Source organism: Chryseobacterium sp. SN22 (assembly GCF_008329705.1).
Lineage (GTDB): Bacteria > Bacteroidota > Bacteroidia > Flavobacteriales > Weeksellaceae > Chryseobacterium.
Genome location: NZ_VTSX01000005.1, coordinates 72,641 through 89,845, shown reverse-complemented (window position 1 = coordinate 89,845; position 17,205 = coordinate 72,641). Strand labels below are relative to the sequence as shown.

The 17,205-nt window shown below is 43.0% G+C and carries 14 protein-coding genes; 1 reads left to right on the top strand and 13 read right to left on the bottom strand.

The features are described 5' to 3' along the window. Positions 1-24: 24 nt before the first annotated feature. On the bottom strand, positions 25-2,403 hold the full coding sequence (locus tag FY557_RS04590) for a glycoside hydrolase family 127 protein (RefSeq protein ID WP_149246113.1): 2,379 nt from the start codon (positions 2,401-2,403) through the stop codon (positions 25-27). A 526-nt stretch (positions 2,404-2,929) separates the two neighbouring features. Between FY557_RS04590 and FY557_RS04585 the strand changes: the two genes are divergently transcribed. After that, positions 2,930-3,616, top strand: coding sequence for an NUDIX hydrolase (locus tag FY557_RS04585; RefSeq protein ID WP_149246112.1), 687 nt, complete (start codon positions 2,930-2,932; stop codon positions 3,614-3,616). Between the two features lie 371 nt (positions 3,617-3,987). On the opposite strand, the gene FY557_RS04580 is transcribed toward FY557_RS04585, so the two are convergent. The 12 genes from FY557_RS04580 to FY557_RS04530 all read right to left on the bottom strand — a co-directional run bounded on the left by FY557_RS04580 (position 3,988) and on the right by FY557_RS04530 (position 17,093). After that, on the bottom strand, positions 3,988-4,713 hold the full coding sequence (locus FY557_RS04580) for a hypothetical protein (protein WP_149246111.1): 726 nt from the start codon (positions 4,711-4,713) through the stop codon (positions 3,988-3,990). 98 nt (positions 4,714-4,811) lie between these two features. Next, a complete protein-coding gene (locus tag FY557_RS04575) occupies positions 4,812-5,474 on the bottom strand; it encodes a DUF6624 domain-containing protein (RefSeq protein ID WP_149246110.1) in 663 nt (220 codons plus the stop codon). 57 nt (positions 5,475-5,531) lie between these two features. After that, positions 5,532-6,320 carry a helix-turn-helix domain-containing protein gene (locus FY557_RS04570; protein WP_149246109.1) on the bottom strand — a complete coding sequence of 263 codons (789 nt, stop codon included), beginning with the start codon at positions 6,318-6,320 and terminating at the stop codon, positions 5,532-5,534. A 24-nt stretch (positions 6,321-6,344) separates the two neighbouring features. Next, positions 6,345-8,249, bottom strand: coding sequence for a DUF294 nucleotidyltransferase-like domain-containing protein (locus FY557_RS04565; protein WP_149246108.1), 1,905 nt, complete (start codon positions 8,247-8,249; stop codon positions 6,345-6,347). 4 nt (positions 8,250-8,253) lie between these two features. Next, positions 8,254-8,898 carry a 3'-5' exonuclease gene (locus FY557_RS04560; RefSeq protein WP_149246107.1) on the bottom strand — a complete coding sequence of 215 codons (645 nt, stop codon included), beginning with the start codon at positions 8,896-8,898 and terminating at the stop codon, positions 8,254-8,256. Between the two features lie 440 nt (positions 8,899-9,338). Then, positions 9,339-9,506 carry a hypothetical protein gene (locus FY557_RS20035; RefSeq protein WP_185151646.1) on the bottom strand — a complete coding sequence of 56 codons (168 nt, stop codon included), beginning with the start codon at positions 9,504-9,506 and terminating at the stop codon, positions 9,339-9,341. A gap of 205 nt (positions 9,507-9,711) precedes the next feature. Next, on the bottom strand, positions 9,712-10,032 hold the full coding sequence (locus tag FY557_RS20285; RefSeq protein ID WP_228451705.1) for a hypothetical protein: 321 nt from the start codon (positions 10,030-10,032) through the stop codon (positions 9,712-9,714). Positions 10,033-10,152: 120 nt separating this feature from the next. Next, complete coding sequence (locus FY557_RS04550; protein ID WP_149246106.1) at positions 10,153-11,880, bottom strand: sodium:solute symporter family transporter; 1,728 nt, start codon at positions 11,878-11,880, stop codon at positions 10,153-10,155. Positions 11,881-11,883: 3 nt separating this feature from the next. Further along, a complete protein-coding gene (locus FY557_RS04545) occupies positions 11,884-13,044 on the bottom strand; it encodes an aldose epimerase family protein (protein WP_149246105.1) in 1,161 nt (386 codons plus the stop codon). Positions 13,045-13,067: 23 nt separating this feature from the next. After that, complete coding sequence (araA, locus tag FY557_RS04540) at positions 13,068-14,564, bottom strand: L-arabinose isomerase (RefSeq protein WP_149246104.1); 1,497 nt, start codon at positions 14,562-14,564, stop codon at positions 13,068-13,070. 107 nt (positions 14,565-14,671) lie between these two features. Continuing rightward, a complete protein-coding gene (locus FY557_RS04535; RefSeq protein WP_149246103.1) occupies positions 14,672-15,370 on the bottom strand; it encodes an L-ribulose-5-phosphate 4-epimerase in 699 nt (232 codons plus the stop codon). A 13-nt stretch (positions 15,371-15,383) separates the two neighbouring features. Further along, on the bottom strand, positions 15,384-17,093 hold the full coding sequence (locus FY557_RS04530; protein WP_149246102.1) for a ribulokinase: 1,710 nt from the start codon (positions 17,091-17,093) through the stop codon (positions 15,384-15,386). Positions 17,094-17,205: the final 112 nt, after the last annotated feature.

Below are 17,205 nucleotides of genomic sequence, written 5' to 3'. Positions count from 1 at the left end.
AGAAGATATGATCTGTTATTCAATTTACTTAATCGGTTCATAGTTTTGGGTGAGAAAACGGACTTCAATGATCCTTGAGGTCATGGCCTGATCCTCTGCAGAGAATTTTACCGTGAGGATTTCTTTGTTTTTCTCGGAATCGGGTACCGGTAAAAGCAGGTACTGCGGTGAATTTCCGGCTTTGCCTTCCAATTTTTTAGCAAAAACTTTTTTACCGTTGATTTCCGCATTCAGCACCCGTCCTGCATTGTTGTCGAAATACAGAACATAGAGGTAAGCTGCATTTTTTCCGGGATTCTTCATGCGGTAGCTGAACCAGCCTTTGGCATCACGGAAATGGCGGTCTTCCATATACCCTATGTTGGAATCTTTGCTTTCAAAGAAGTGATCGGATTCCGGCTGCTGCTCTCCCAACTGGATTTTATCGGCGGTAATCAGGTCAAGCTTTCTGGTTTCAGCTTCTTCCTGAGCCCTTTGCTTCTGTACGGCCTGTATCTTATCACGGTCTGCCTGCGGCCAGTAAAGAATATACCGTTCTTCCTGAATGGTGTAAAACGGAACCAGCTGCAGCCCTTTACCAAACTTTTCAGAAGGATACAATCCGTTAATGCTGAACGAAAGGTTTTTATCGCTTAAAGGCTGTACATGATTCAGCACTTCCGAAGCATTTCCTTCGATTACAGGAATTTCGTTTAAAGGAATCTGAGGACCGTGGGCAATATGCCCACCGCGGCTGTCGTCGGCCAGTAACCCCTGCTGGTTTTCTTTTCCGTAAGGAGCGGCCAGCACTACAGGACCGTATTTAAAGGCATAATAATCTGACTGATCCGGCAGCTGCTCTGCAGTAAGGTGCATCGGCATTTTCATTTCCACGACATCGCCTTTTTTCCATTTCCTTTTGATATTGATATAACCGTCGGCATCAACAGGCACCTTTATATTTTTTGAATTAACGGAAACGACTATCTGTGGAGCGTTTGTCCATTCCGGTGCTCTCAGTTTAAGGTTGATTTCAGATTTCGGAGCTACTTCAAAAACCAATTTGGTAGAAGGATTCTGCGGAAAGTTGTTTTCCTGTTTCAGCACCATTTTTTTCTCCGCCCACTTCAGAACGGATGGAATAAAAAGATTGACGTACAGGTCTTTATCCGTATGGGCGTAGATCATTTCCCCATACTTGGCATGATTCTCCATTCCTGAACCGACACAGCACCAGAAGCTGGTCTGCGGCTGCGAATACACCCGGTAATGTCCGGGACGCATCGGTGTGAAATACACGAAACCGCCTTTGTCATGATTTTCCGTGGACAGGATGTGGTTGTACAATGCCCGCTCGTAATAATCCATATAATAGGATTTGGGCAGTGTGGCAAACAGCTGTCCTGTCAGCTTCAGCATATTATAGGTATTGCAGGTTTCAGGGCCTTCAATGCTTTTGATCATGCTGCTGAAATCATTTACCGGATTGAAGTGTTCGCTTACGCTGTTCCCGCCGATGGCGGAAGACCTTTTTTCAGTGACGTTGTGCCAGAAAAAATCGGTTGCGGCGTTCCACGAAGCATTATTTTCAAGATCGGCAATGCGTTTGTAGCCGATGACTTTCGGGATCTGCGTATTGGCGTGGATTCCAGTGAGTTTATCTTCATTATTCAGCAGCGGGTTCAGGATCGCCTGATGCGAAAACCGGTGCGCCAGCTGAAGGTATTTTTTATTCCTGGTAATATCGTAAACATCGGCGAAAACTTCATTGAGCCCGCCGTGCTCGCTCCGGAGCATTTCCTGGATCTGTTCATCGGAAAGTCCCGAAACTTCACCGGCCATCCAGTCCGTCAATCTGATCAGCATCTCTTTTGCCTTTTCACTTTCTGCATACCAGTAGGCATCGCGCAGTCCGGAATAAGTTTTATGAATGTTATATAAAGGTACCCAACGGTCATTCAGTCCGAACCCGGAAGCCCGGATATTTCCTGCTGCAATTTCGTTCCAGATCTTTTTGCCGTTCGGAACCCCGGAAATATAGCCGTTACCTGAAGCTTTCTGGCAGCGTTCGAGTTCATCGATCATGTAATCGAGGCGCTGCTTTACTTTGGCATCGCCCGTGGAAGCATACATCAGTGCCAGGGCTGAAATATAATGTCCGCCGATATGTCCGTCCAGTCCCGTATTTTCCCAGTTGGGATAATTTACCGCTTTAGCGGAAAGGCCGGCTTCTTTCAGATAAGGCGCCAGTAAACGGTCCGGTTCCATCGCCATAATATACCCTTTGTCCGCCTGTATCGCTTTGTTGAAGACACTTTCGGTCAACTGCACCGTATTCAGTGGAAAATACCGGATATTTTTCTTTACCTGAGCGAAGGCAACAGCCGTAAAACCCAGGAATAATAAAGACAGTTTTCTATTCATTAATAAATGTTATTTCAACATTTCTAAAATAACAGAAAGAATCTATATATAAAACAATTTGGAAAAACGAGGAGGCAAACCCGTCAAAAACCCTATTTCTACCGGACCTTACAACAGGCAAGACCGCTCTACCTTATCATAAAAAATAAGATTATCAATAATCAAATGAATCAGATGAATACTCCCAAACCGGCACTATTTAAAACAGATAAGATGAATTTATATAAAATTGTTAATTATATCCGGAAATACTTATCGTATTTTTAAGATTAAGCCTGAAAGATGATTTCTCATCACCTGATTTTACAAATTGTTAAACTTTAACATAATTTTAACATTGCATTCATATAGATTTAATGGGTTTTACATCGTTTTTTCAGATATAAAACGCATTAACAGTTCCCAAAAATGATTCTGAGAGCCAATATTTTCACAGAATAGAAAAGATTCCGTACAAAAGTGTAAAAAACACATTTGTTTCCGGCCTTCCCGTCTTAAAAGCTTTATCTTTGTATAAAATAAAACGATGGAACAGGATTATTCCCAATATCCCAGACATTTGGTTGCGGTAGACTGCATTATATTCGGATTTGACGGAGAGCATCTTAAGATTCTCCTGGTCAAAAGGAATTTCGAGCCCCAGCTGGGAGAATGGTCGCTGATGGGCGGATTCGTCGGAAACGAGGAAACGGCTGATGATGCAGCCCAACGCGTCCTCCATACGCTTACCGGACTAGAAAACATTTACCTGGAACAGCTGAATTCCTATACTGAAATCGATCGGGAACCAACGGCACGGATTATTTCAATTTCCTATTACGCCCTGATCCACATTGAAAAGGATCTTCAGATCAATGAAAACTACAACGCCCAGTGGTTTGAACTCCAGAACGCGCCGAATTTGATATTCGATCATAACGAAATGGTAAAAGATGCGGTCCTGAGGCTGAGAAGGCGGGCTTCTACTCGGCCGATCGGATTCGAGCTGCTTCCGGAAAAATTCACAATGAAAGACCTTCAGAATCTGTATGAAGCGATTTTCAGCGAAACCTTCGACAAACGGAATTTTACCAGCAAGATCACCGGAATGGATATCCTGGTGAAAACGGATGAAAAAGATATGACTTCCTCCAAAAAAGGATCTTTCCTCTACCGCTTCGATGAAAAGAAATACAACAAAAAGATTTCTCAGGGGTTTATGTTTAAAATGTAATTTTTTCAACCACAAAAGAAACAGAAGATTTTTATACTGCATAATACAGTTAAATACGGGATGCTGAAAAAGTCTGCAAAAGTTCTCAAAATCTTTGATTTTTATACTTCCTCATTTAGCCGTAATCCTTTTGGCTCAGCGGAGGCGAAGCCATAAAAGGTTGTAATGCTGCAAAACAAAGATAAATACCCGAATCAAAACCAGAACATAGAATTCTGTACAATTTCTGATTTTTAAATTGCTTAAGTGCTATTGATTGAATCAACATTAAATTAGCTTTTATGTTTTTCAATCTTCATTCAGATTAATTTAAAATACAAACCCTTTCAGTATTCAAAATGCTGAAAGGGTTTTGTATTAATAATGAGGAACTATAATCTTTCCATCACCATTTTTCTCGGTCCCATATCCACTTCCTGTTTCAGAAGTTCAAGGGTTTTGCTGTCGATGAAATAGGTGCTTACGGCTTTTTGCTGAGAGATATCATCCGTTACGGAAACCATCCAGACCGGCTTGTTTTTGTACGTTCCTTTTTTTGTCCCGGTGATATACGCTTTCATGATGCCTTTTCCGGAAGCAGGATTGTAATCGAAAATGGCCATTTCAGTAGTATAGCCTTCTTTCAGCGGCAGCCAGCGGATCAGCTGGGTATACAGATTACTGTCGAAGAATTTTCCTTCGGTAGCTTCATTAATTTCGGTCTTTTCATTTTTCGTTTTGTCAAGATAATATCCTGTCACAGTATTTTTCTTTCCGAAATCCAGCAGCATATCGCGCTGAACATTAAAAGACGTATGTTTCACCGGAGCAAAATTCGAGAATTCCGCTACGGTTTCATCTTTCCAGTCCGGCATGTTCTTCATTTTAACCGTCGTATTTACTGTAATACTCTTATCTGATTTCAGGATCCGGGTATCTACTTTTCCGATTTCAACTTTTGCCGTATCCTTGAGTGCATACCAGGCCATAGAGTAATCTTCGTTTCTGACCAGCGAACGGTCTACCTGATTTTTTTCCGGTGTCTGAACCGGCTGCTGAGCATTTGAAAAAGCCGGCTGTAAAAACAGCAATACAGGAAGAAGTTTTAACAGTTTCATAGGTTTGTTTTTACTAATTAGTGAAGGACCCTTCTGAATTGTTACAGGATGATATTGAAGAATTGCAGTTAAGGCGCTCTTTGAATATTTTAATCCGGCTATTTATAAAGATGAGGCTCATGAATTCCTCTTTTGTTAAGATTCTCTTTATTCATTTCATAATGCATGATGGTCATATCATTGTAATATTTTTTAAAGGACGGCATATCATATTCTTTTCTAAGTTGCTCTACATGGGCGCTGTCGATAAGTCCGTTTTTAGGAACAGCCTGTCCCAGTTTATTATAGGTCACCTGCGAACCGAATCTCTGTTTCTGATCGGTATTGATAGCAATCCGGTCTTCAAGCATGGCATAATGTAACTTCGGGGCATTGTTTCTTCTGATCTCTTTTCTTAAAGCTTTCAGCATTTTCTTTTGGAAGTCGATATCATTGTCCGCATGCTGTACTGAAATCCAGAAGTCGGTTTCATTCGATCCTACTTTATCAAATCCGAGATAGCCGTAACGTTCATACAGTCGCTTGATTCTTTCCTGATTGTCATTACCCACACTGTCTCTTTTACTGATAAAAATCTGCCATCCTTTTTCTTCTCCATACTTTTCCATGACTTCTTTAGGCGGAATTCCTGCATATCTCTGATCTATCTCAGAGATGTATTTCAATTCTTTCAGCACAGATGCCTTTTCATTTTCAGACATTTTATGGGAAGCACAACCGAGAATTGTAAGGCAAAAAATAAAGACCAATACGTTTTTCATAAGATTTTCATGCAAAATTGCTTTAAATGATATAACGGAAATTGTACAAATGTAAACTCAGGCCAACATCCATGGATTAGAGGTCATAAAATGTATATTTTTAAAGAATAATTTGGGCTGATACCCTGTAATGTTTCTGATTTCTTTCGAGAAATGCGACTGATCATAAAACCAGGCATCAAGTCCTTTATGGGTTAAGCTTATTTCTTTACTCTTTGCAGACTGTATGAATCTCTGGATCCGTTTAAAATCCCGCGGAGACTTTCCCAGATAGCGGTGAAACAAATAATTGATGTATTGTCTTGAGATATTGTATTTCAGCGACAGGCTTGCCATATCAAGGTATTCGATTTCTTTGACGAGGTTTGTAATAAGATCTATTTTTTTTAAAACGAATCGGTTAGCAAAATAATTTTCCAGTTCCGATAAAGATTCTCTGGGATTTTCAGCACTTAGGATGTTCCAGATGCCTGATTCAAAATCATGGAACAGGTTAAAATTTTCAAACTGTTCATGATTTTCGATTTGAGACACAAACTGATGTAATCCTAAAGGCTTGAAATAAATGGTGAGCTCTTTTACCTTCCCGAAATATTCGATCTTCATGGGCGAAGCATAATGGTTGATAAAATAAGCCGAGACTGGATTGCCTGAAGGCATCACTTGTATCAGATTACCTTCTTTGCTTGCTGTACCGTTAAGGAGAAAGGTTACCATCTGGAAATTATTCGGAAAGGTCTGGTAGGAAAATCCGGAATCTTCTTTTTCATTAGTCAGCAGATAAAAGCCTTCAATATACTCTGACAGCAATTTGCTGTCCGGTTTTTTAAAATAGACATCCATCATTATATTTTTTAATTACCGAAAACATTAGAGGCTTCCGGTAAATTTCATCCGAATGCCCTGCTGGAAGTTGCTGATAGTCTTGAAAATCTCGGTCAGGGTCACGCGTTCGATTTTGGTAAGACGGCTGATCTCAATGTAATTGTCCGGCATTTTCTTTTCGATATTAATCTGATGCACCTGGTTTTTCAAACGCAATGCCATCAGGTAATAATACGAATGATGCAGTTCCTGGTATTGTTCTTTGCTGAAAACGCCTGCTTTCTGCAATTTTTTCATCCGTTCCCCGGTATTTTCATTATTGATCCCGTTTTTCAACGCGTACACCCTGAGCAGGTCGACAATCGGGCTCATGGCCGTTTTGATGTCGAAAACTTCCGCTTTACCGATCGTCTGCGTCCTGATCCTTTTAAAAAAGGTCAAAGGTGCTTCGTACTGGAGGGCATTTTTGGCAATAAAAGTAAAAAACCTTTCATTCGGAACGCGAAGCTGGTCCTGTATGAAATCTTTCAGTTCGTTGATAATGGATTCTTCCCCGTAGATATAACGGCAGTCGAAAAGGGTAGAAAATTTCATTGCATTCTCAGGAACGGTTTCATTGATCCATTCTTCGTAATTCCTTTTCCAGTGGGACAGCGAATGGGTCCATTTCGGATTGCTGGCCATGAATTCGCCTTTGCAGTATACAAAACCGATGGTATTCAGGTCATCCGAAACCCTTTTGGCAAAATCGAGAAAGTATTCGCGTACCATTTCGCGCTGTTCATTCGCTTTGTCTTCGTAAATGATGCCGTTGTCCTGATCGGTGCTCAAAGTCTGCTCTTTCCGTCCTTCGCTTCCGGTGACCATGAACACGAATTTCGCCGGCGGTTTCCCAATCTGGCGGATCACGTTTTCAATCACTTTTACCGTGATGGTATCGGCAATGGTGGTAATGATCTGGCTGGCAATTTCCCCGTGAACGCCACGGCCCAGCAGCTGATTGATCATATCCGGAACCTGAAGCCACTTTTTCCGGAGTTCTGCCGGAGTTCCGGCCTGCTTAACCGATTGGATAAAGACCAGCGGCGACTGTGCCTGTTCGCTCAGCAAGCGGTTTCTGCTAAGAAATCCTGCCATCTCGCCGTCTTTCTCCACCAGTAAATACCGGGTCTTGGTTTTGAACATCATCAGTACCGCTTCGTAGAGATAGGCATCGCTGGAAATAGAAACAATGGGATTATCCATTACTTCCTTCACCGCTTTCTGAGGATCGATACATTGGGCAATCACATTGTCACGCAAGGTTATATCCGTTACGTAACCAATGATTTTCCGGCTGTTTTCCTGCCTGATGAACAGACAGCTTACCTTGTTTTTCGCCATGATCCGGGCCGCTTCAAAAATGGGTGTATTTTCGGCACATGAAACGATATCTTTAAAAGCAATGCTTTCTATTTTCCTGGAATACAGCTGGTCCGCCGCAAAATAACTTTCCTCAAACGACGCCGGGGTCTTCACAAAGTGCGCAAATTCCTCATCCAGCATTTTCTTTCCGAAATCCGAAGTGAAATAATGGAAGAAATCCTCGTAGGCATTGCAGAGTTCCGTAAATTCCTTTTTGGGAAGGGTATACACCACCGTTCCTTTCTTCGCCATCACCGATTTTAAGGCACGGACCCTGTTCAGCACTACTGATATTCCTCCGAAACAATATGGTGAATGGTGAATTTCGATGGATCTTTTATTCTGGGAAGCATCAAAGAAGAAGGTTTCGTATTCGCCTTCCATAATCACATCGACGCCCTCCATTTCCGTAACTTCCTGACGATATGCCAGTGTTTCTTTAGGAAAAGTTCTTTTCTGCATGCTTTCGGAGACTTCCTGCAACACGCTTTCCGGCAAAAGGCTGAAAGGCGGGGTTCTTTGTAAAAGCGGGATCAGATGTTCCATAAATTTATTGGGATTTTAAAACGGAAAAATGTAATGTATCGGCAATCATACGGTTGTTTTCTTCAAGATCTTTCTCAGTCATTTGATTTTGACGCCGGATTTCAAAAAAACAGCGGGCCGTCATTCCGGCATCAACAATCGCATTATGGGAAGGTTCTGCTTTATCATTTAAAAGGAGACGATAGAGCTGCGGCAGACGCATACCGGTTTTTGAAGTTCCTGACCTGTATTGATGGCTTTTCAGCATCGTACAGTAAAAGCGGCTGTTTCCGAAAGGATTCGGCAATTGCGCTCTCAGGAAATCAGCTGACAGGATGTGCAGGTCAAATTCCAGGAAATGGCCGACAACTAAAGGATTGTATTTTATAATATCTGCGGCAAGATCATTCAGCACTTCCCTTCTGCTTTTCCCTCTTGATCTCAGGAATTCTTCGGTAATGCCGTGCACCCTGAAAGAGCCTTCGCTGATCACCAGATCTTCTTCAAAGATGTACCGGTCTTCCTTTTTTATCTCCGTCCCGTCTTCCGAACAGATGATCCAGGACACCTGAACCGCAGAGGGCCAGTTTCCGGTATCGGAATACGGCAGATCCCAGCGTTTGGGAACTGCGGTGGTTTCCGTATCGATAAATAAAAGGTAAGAATTCACGGGAAATGTTTAAATACAAATGTAGTGATATTGATCTTTTCAGGAGCCTAATTAGTTGTTATAATTTTATATTTTACAGTATATTTCAAACTTTAATTTTGAAATATACGCTCGCAGATTTAGCGGATTCTGCAGATTTTTAAAATAATAATGGACCAGGAAGTAAAGCAGGATATTAAATGTGGTCAAACCGGCCAGGTAAGAGAAATTAATTTCTCCTGATCAGTGCACCTGCATAGTATTTGTACAGTTTAGCTACATTCGTACTCCGTACTCCGTAGGTTTTTTTATCTTTCTTAATCGCCATTTGAAAGAGTGCTTTATAAAAGTATTTTTATTGTAACTTATTTATAAAACCTGATTTTTTTTCAGAAAGATTTATAGATGAATTAATAAGAAGTCGTATCTTTCATTAATATACAGATAACTTCTGAACTTTTTTAAGTTGTTTTTTCAGTCTTCTTTTTATTTACTTTTTCTGTAAATTTAATATCGTTACTTTTTTTATTATTACTGAGAAAATCACTTATTTTATGTTCCTCCTGTTTTGTCAATGGCTTTCCATCTCCGATGAAATCTACATCCAATTCTTTTAATTTATTTTTCATTGGGAAAGTATTTATGAGTTAATTTTAATGCAGCAATTCTATCGATGATCATAATTCTTCCACCAATATGAACAGCTCCCACAGATTCTTCGTAATGCTTGATAAGCTGGCTTTTAGCGATAAACGAAACATTACCGTCATGACCTCTTTGAAAAGATAATTTACAAGCGAAAGCAACAAGATTTCCGGGAACACCGGCATAAACCTATTCTCTTCCTTTATTGAATGGTGAACTTTCAATTAAATGCATATAAACGTGGTCTGATTTTACTTCCAAGCTTATCAAACCCTGAATTATATTACTATTATTTGTTATCGAAAGCTTGTAAACTTCTCTTTGCGGTTGCTTTAATTCATTTTTCCAATTAAATTGCCAGCCATTCTTCTTTAAAATAGCCTTTAATTCAGAAATCGAATTTATTAAGATTACTTCAGTTGTAAAACTATCACCGGTAATAATATTCTGAATCGAATTTGTAAGCTTATCAATTTCAAATTCAAGACCTATTTCCTGTTTTTGTTTCATTAAGTGAATATACAAAAATTGAATTATATAACAAAGATACAGCTTAATATTCTGCGCCTGACACAGAAAAAAACAGAACACCGATGGCATCCTGTTTTTTATTTATCTTGTCATTAAAACTTACCAGAATCTTACGTAAATAGCGGTAAGCAGTAATAAAGTAACGACAATAAGTATCATCGTTCTTGGATCTACCTTGAACATTTTGCTGTCGATGGCAAAAGCTTTCGGGTTAACTTTCGGACCAGCCAAGCTGATCAGTACCATCACGACGATAGTGATGAAAAACGACCATCCCATATTGATGAGGAACGGGATTTCGGTAATGGTATGCACCACGCCGTTTTCCAGCTTTTCGTAAGTGAATGCCGTATACAGCCAGGTTTCTTTTCCAAAGATGCCGATGGCAAAGCTGTTGAAGAAGATCGCCAATACAAAACCTAAAATGACCCCCACCAAAGCGGCAGTTCCTGTTGTTCTCTTCCAGAACATTCCCAGTAAGAACATCGCGAAAACCCCCGGGCTGATAAATCCGGTGTATTTCTGGATAAAGGTGAATCCGCCTTCTCCACCGATGCCCAGAACGTCCGTCCAGGTAAAGGCAAGCGCAACCATCATTGCGATGATGATGACCCATCTTCCGGTTCTTACCATTTCAATTTCAGTAGCATCCGCTTTCAGGTATTTTTTATAGATATCCAAAGTGAAAATCGTAGAGATACTGTTTACTTTTCCGGCCAGGGAAGCTACGATGGCTGCCGTTAATGCCGCCACCGCCAGACCTTTCAATCCCGAAGGCAGGAAAGTAAGAATGGCAGAATACGCACCGTCTTTCACGCCGTTGAATCCCGGAAGCTGTCCTTTGGTATACAGCACATACGCTGCAATTCCCGGAAGCATCACGATGATCGGCATGAATAATTTCAGGAATCCGGCAAACAGAATCCCGGTTCTTGCCGTTTTCAGATCTGCCCCCAAAGCACGCTGGGTGATGTACTGGTTGCAGCCCCAATAGTTCAGGTTTACAATCCATTGTCCGGCAAAATACATGGCCAGTCCCGGTAATACCACATATTTCTGAACTTCCAGGTTTTGTGGCATTCCCAAAGTAGTGGTGGTCGTTGTCGGTTTATCAAGCATCAGCTTAAAGTGTCCCGGTGCTTCGTTCATCAAAGTATTGAATCCGGCGAATGCATTTCCTACCGCTACGCCGTTGATTCTCTGGTCAACAATCTGCAACGCCATGTATACGGTAGCAAAACCACCGATGATCAGTACCGCTACCTGGATTACATCGGTATACCCGATTACTTTCATTCCTCCCAGACCGATCAGCAAAGCCATCAGCAGGAGAACGATCATAATGATGTGAAGGTGTTCGCCGCCCAATAAGGTATCAATCGCCAGAGCTCCAAGATACAGGATGGAAGTCAGGTTTACAATCACATATAAAAACAGCCAGAACACGGCCATGATCAGGGAAACCGATTTGTTGTAACGGGTTTCCAGGAACTGCGGCATCGTGTAGATCTTATTTTTAAGATAAATCGGAATAAACCATACGGCGATGATGATCAAGGCTACGGCTGCGATCCATTCGTAGGCGGCAACGGCCACTCCCACAAAGAATCCTTCACCGCTCATTCCGATGAATTGCTCCGCCGAAATGTTGGAGGCAATCAGGCTGGCACCGATGGCCCACCACGTAAGCGATCCTTCGGCAAGAAAATAATCTTTACTTCCGGTAGACTCGGATTTTTTCCTTTTGTAAATCCAGAGTCCGTATCCGGCTACCACCACAAAATAAATGAGGAATATAATGATATCAATGGTTGCTAGTTGTCCCATAGTTTATTTTTTAACTGAAAATTTATAGATGGTTTTAGTCTGGTATTTCTGTCCGGGCTTCAGTTCCGTGGTCGGGAAAGCCGGCTGGTTCGGAGAATCCGGATAATGCTGGGTTTCCAAACAGAATCCGCTTCTCTTTTCGTATTTGCCACCGGTTTTGGTATCAAATTTTCCGTCCAGGAAATTTCCGGAATAGAATTGTACACCCGGCTGATCGGTCATCACTTCCATTACTCTTCCACTTGCCGGATGGTATACGGTTGCAATGGTTCTCATTCCGTTTCCGTTCAGGATCCAGTTGTGGTCATAACCGCCGCCCAGCTTCAGCTGCTCATCTTCTGCATTGATGTCTTTTCCGATGGCTTTGGCAGCCGTGAAATCAAACGGAGTTCCTTTAACCTCTTTCTGCTCTCCTACAGGAATAAGCGTTTTGTTCACCGGTAAAAAGGTATCGGCATTGATCTGCAATTCGTGATCGGTAATCAGGTTGGAAAAGTTTCCGGAAAGATTGAAGTACGAATGCTGTGTAAGGTTTACGACAGTTGCTTTATCGGTTTCCGCTTCATAGGAAATTTCAAGGGCGTTATCGTCCGTTAGGGTGTACAGAACTGTAGTGGTAAGTTTTCCCGGATATCCTTCTTCACCGTCAGCACTTACATAGATTAATTTTAAAGTTGGTAACTTCGCATCTTTCACCGGTTCGACGGTCCAAATTTTAGTATGGAATCCCTCTTTTCCTCCGTGGAGACTATTTGGGCCATCATTTTTATCGATGTCATAGGTTTTGCCATCCAATGTGAATTTAGCATTGGCAATCCGGTTTCCATATCTTCCGATTAACGCTCCGAAATAATACGGGTTTCCGTTAAAATAATCTTCAGGCTTCGTAAATCCAAGAACCACATCCTGGTATTTGCCGTCTTTACTGGGAGCCGTAAGGGAAGTGATGATTCCACCGTAATTGATGATTTCTACCTTCATACCATTCTTGTTGCTCAACGTGTATTTTTTGATGGAATCTCCCTTTGCGGTGACCCCGTAATCTGAAACCTGTACATTTTCCATGGTATCTGAGTTCGTTTTATTGTTGTTTTCCTTTTTATTGCAGCCGAAAATACATAAAACTGCTAATAAAATGAATACACTGCCTCCTATTTTTTTCATAATACATGATATTTGTTGAAGAATTAACGGTAATAGATTTCATTCCAGCGAAGGGTGTTCTTAAAATCACGGATTTTCGTGTCTTCATCGATCACCAGCGATTCGATGTTTGCCATTTCTGCAAAGTCTTCCAGCTGATCTACCGTCAGATTTTCGCTGTAGCAGGTATGGTGTGCGCCTCCGGCCAGGATCCAGGCTTCAGCAGCCGTGTACAGGTCAGGAAGCGGTTTCCAGAGCACCCTTGCTACCGGAAGTTTCGGAAGCTCTTCAGTAATATCAAGCGATTTTGTTTTGTTGATCAGCAATCTGAAATGGTTTCCGAAATCCATCAATGCGGCAACCAGCGAATCGGTATTGCCTCTTGAATTGAACACCAGTCTTACAGGATCTGCCTTTCCTCCGATTCCCAATGGGTGGATTTCACAAGAAGGTTTATCAACAGCCAGTACAGGATCCACTTCCAGCATGTGGGAACCCAGAATCGATGGGTTTGAAGGGTTTAAATGATAGGTATAATCTTCCATGAATGCGTTTCCACCTTCCAGTCCCTGCCCCATAGTTTTCATGGCTCTTACCAAAGCTGCCGTTTTCCAGTCGCCTTCGCCGGCAAAACCGTATCCTTTTTCCATCAGTCGCTGTACGGCGATTCCCGGAAGCTGTTCCATCCCGTGAAGGTCTTCGAAAGTATCGGAGAATCCTTTAAAATTTCCGTCTTTCAGGAATTTTTCAAGACCAAGCTCAATTCTGGCAGCGGTTTCCAGGGATTTTCTGCTGGCTCCGCCGGCAAGCAGGGATTCTGCCATCCGGTAGGAAGCTTCATATTCTTCGATCAAAGTTTTCACTTCGCCTTCTCCGATGCCGTTGATCACGCTTGCCAAATCCCCGATTCCCCAGGTATTTACGGAAAATCCGAATTTGGTTTCCGCCTCCACTTTATCGCCATCGGTAACGGCCACATATCTCATGTTATCTCCGAAACGCGCGAACCTGGCACCCTGCCAGTCGTCCCAGCCGGCAGCCACACGACTCCAGTCGCCGATCTGTTTCTGTACTCTTTCTTCCGCCCAGTGTCCTACCACCACTTTCCTGTTTTTACGAAGACGGCTTACCATAAATCCGAATTCACGGTCGCCGTGTGCAGCCTGGTTCAGGTTCATGAAATCCATATCCATCGTTGACCACGGAATGTCCTGGTTGAACTGGGTGTGAAGGTGCAACAAAGGTTTCTGTAAAGCGGTCAGTCCGCGGATCCACATTTTTGCGGGTGAAAAGGTATGCATCCAGGTTACCACTCCGATACAGTCGGCGGTGTGATTGGCGGCTACCAGGGTTTCAAAAATTTCTTCCGTGGTTTTTACGGTAGGCTTTAAAACTACTTTTACAGGAATCTGTGACGAAGCATTGAACGCTTCCACGATTTTCGCCGAGTGCTCGGCAACCTGCGCCAGTGTCTCAGGGCCGTATAAATGTTGGCTTCCGGTGATGAACCAGATTTCTTTCGTATTGAGAGGTGTTAACATAGTTTATAAATGATGATTGATAATTGATGATTATTTTTATTGTAAAATGTATCGGCGTACAATGTAAAAAGTACACTATACATTTTTACATTGTACATTGTACAGAATTATTGCCCGTAATAAGCATCCTTTCCGTGCTTTCTTTCGTAATGCTTTTTGATTAAAGAATCTTTTAACCGGAGCGCGTCCGGGTTGATCTGCCGGGTAAGATAGGCCATTTCAGCAATGGTTTCCAGGACTTTGCTGTTGTACACCGCCTTTTCCGCATTTTTTCCCCAGGTAAACGGGCCGTGGTTCCCGATCAGGACCATTTCCACTTCCTGAGGGGAAAGGTTTTTCTCCCTGAAACAGTCGAGGATCTGGATGCCGGTGTTGTATTCATAGTTGCCTTCGATCAGGCTGTCGTCCATCGGAGGCGCGCACGGAATATCAGAGGTCAGGTGATCCGCATGGGTCGTCCCGAAAATAGGAATGTCCATCTGTGCCTGGGCCCACGCCACGGAATAAATAGCATGGGTATGGGAAATTCCCCCGATGTTTTCCCAGTTTTTATAAAGGTACGCATGGGTTTTGGTATCGGAAGACGGTCTCAGTTGGCCTTCAATGACATTCGCATCAAAATCGAGGATGACCATATCTTTCGGCTTTAAATCGGCATACGGAACACCGCTTGGCTTGATGGCGAAAATGCCTTCGTTGCGGTCAACGGCACTTACATTGCCGAAGGTATAAACCACGAGCTTTAAGGCATCAAGCTGCATATTGGCTTCGTAGCATTCCCGTTGAAGTTCTTTATATTTTTTCATTTATTATTTTTTCTTAATTAGTCCTAAGCCCTGTTAAGGTCTTAACCTTAACAGGGCTCTTAATTACGCTTTCCGTAAAATCGGCCAGCTGCTGGTACTGCTGCATCAACCGGGCATACTGCTGAACTCGTTCCGGCTGCGGATGGTATTCGGCTTCAAAATCGGAGCCCATTTTCCGGCTGGCTTCCTGAACATCAGGATAAACGCCTGCGGCAACGGCAGCATAAATGGCGGCACCCAACGCCGGAGCCTGGTCTGAAGCGGCAACGATGATCGGCATATCCAGCACATTGGCCAATGTCTGCATGATAAAGGGCGATTTTCGGGCAACGCCCCCGATTCCGATCACTTTATGGATAGGAACGCCTTCTTCCTCGAAACGGTCTACAATTTTTTTAGCACCGAAACAGATGGCATTGACCAAAGCTCTGAAAATATGCGGTGCTTTGGTTCCAAGGGAAAGATGGCTGATGGCGGCTTTCAGTTCCTGGTTGGCATCCGGGGTTCTCCTTCCGTTGACCCAGTCAAGGGCTATCGGTAAAGCTTCATCGGCCGGAATTTTTTCCGCTTCCAGGGTTAGATTTTTAATCAAATTGTTTTCAAACTCTTCTTTAAGCTGCGCTTTCTGTTCCGGAGAAATGATCTCGGAATGGTGCAGCATATTGTTCACCGGCCACATCAGAATGTCACGGAACCATGCCAGTACGTCTCCGAAGGCAGATTGTCCCGCTTCGAGCCCGGCCATTCCCGGAATCACGGACCCGTCTACCTGGCCGCATATGCCTCTTACGGTTTTGTCGCCAATGATTTCGTTCGGGGCGACCATAATGTCGCAGGTGGAGGTTCCCATGATTCTGATCAGGGTGTTTTCTTCCACTTTGGCACCTACCGCACCGGAATGGGCATCGAAAGTTCCGACGGCAATCACGGTAGAAGTCGTTAAACCTAATCGTTTTGCCCATTCTTCATTAAGGTGGCCGGCGATTTCGTTAGAAGTATAGGTTTTATCATATAACCGTTCTCTCAGTTCTCCCAAAGACGGATCGAGCCTGTTGAGGAACTCTTCGGAAGGCAGTCCGCCCCAGCTTTCATGCCACATGGCTTTGTGTCCGGCTGCGCAACGGCTTCTCTTGAATGTTTTTAAATCTTTATGATCCGACAACAGGAAGGTGATATAATCGCAGTGTTCCATCCAGCTATGCGCTGCATTTTTTACGTCTTCATCTGCCCTGTTGATGTGCAAAATTTTGGCCCAGAACCATTCGGAAGAGTAGATACCGCCTTCAAAACGGGTGTAATCTTCGCCACCCCAGGTTCTGGCGAGGATATTGATTTCTTCGGCCTCACGGATGGCAGTGTGGTCCTTCCAGAGCACCATCATGGCATTCGGGTTTTCTTCAAAGCCCGGCGTTAAGGAAAGAGCTATTCCCTCCTGAGTTACAGGCAGCGGAGATGATCCCGTAGTATCGATGCAGATGCTGACAATTTCTTCCGGCTGTACACCGCTTTGCTGAACGACTTCGGAAATGGTTTTTTCCAGTCCCTCGATGTGGTCTGAAGGATGCTGCCTGAACCTGTTCTTTTCAGGACTGCAGAAACGGCCTTCTTTCCATCGCTGGTAATAGCTTACAGAGGACGCCAATTCAGCTCCGTTTTCGGTGTCGATGAGTACTGCCCGAACGGAATCGGTTCCGTAGTCTAATCCTATAACATATTTTTTCATGAATGGGAATGCTTGATTTCTTTTTTTAATCTGTTTAAATTCTCTACCTCATTTAATGATTGATGTATTCTCGCAGATCAGCAGATTCAGCAGATTTTTTCGAGATTAAACC

Coding starts and splice junctions, on each gene's coding strand:
- FY557_RS04585 (WP_149246112.1), top strand. CDS start 2,930: ATGGAACAGGATTATTCCCAATATCCCAGACATTTGGTTGCGGTAGAC.
- araA (WP_149246104.1), bottom strand. CDS start 14,564: ATGTTAACACCTCTCAATACGAAAGAAATCTGGTTCATCACCGGAAGC.
- FY557_RS04550 (WP_149246106.1), bottom strand. CDS start 11,880: ATGGGACAACTAGCAACCATTGATATCATTATATTCCTCATTTATTTT.
- FY557_RS04580 (WP_149246111.1), bottom strand. CDS start 4,713: ATGAAACTGTTAAAACTTCTTCCTGTATTGCTGTTTTTACAGCCGGCT.
- FY557_RS04535 (WP_149246103.1), bottom strand. CDS start 15,370: ATGAAAAAATATAAAGAACTTCAACGGGAATGCTACGAAGCCAATATG.
- FY557_RS04575 (WP_149246110.1), bottom strand. CDS start 5,474: ATGAAAAACGTATTGGTCTTTATTTTTTGCCTTACAATTCTCGGTTGT.
- FY557_RS20285 (WP_228451705.1), bottom strand. CDS start 10,032: ATGAAACAAAAACAGGAAATAGGTCTTGAATTTGAAATTGATAAGCTT.
- FY557_RS04565 (WP_149246108.1), bottom strand. CDS start 8,249: ATGGAACATCTGATCCCGCTTTTACAAAGAACCCCGCCTTTCAGCCTT.
- FY557_RS20035 (WP_185151646.1), bottom strand. CDS start 9,506: ATGAAAAATAAATTAAAAGAATTGGATGTAGATTTCATCGGAGATGGA.
- FY557_RS04590 (WP_149246113.1), bottom strand. CDS start 2,403: ATGAATAGAAAACTGTCTTTATTATTCCTGGGTTTTACGGCTGTTGCC.
- FY557_RS04545 (WP_149246105.1), bottom strand. CDS start 13,044: ATGAAAAAAATAGGAGGCAGTGTATTCATTTTATTAGCAGTTTTATGT.
- FY557_RS04530 (WP_149246102.1), bottom strand. CDS start 17,093: ATGAAAAAATATGTTATAGGATTAGACTACGGAACCGATTCCGTTCGG.
- FY557_RS04570 (WP_149246109.1), bottom strand. CDS start 6,320: ATGATGGATGTCTATTTTAAAAAACCGGACAGCAAATTGCTGTCAGAG.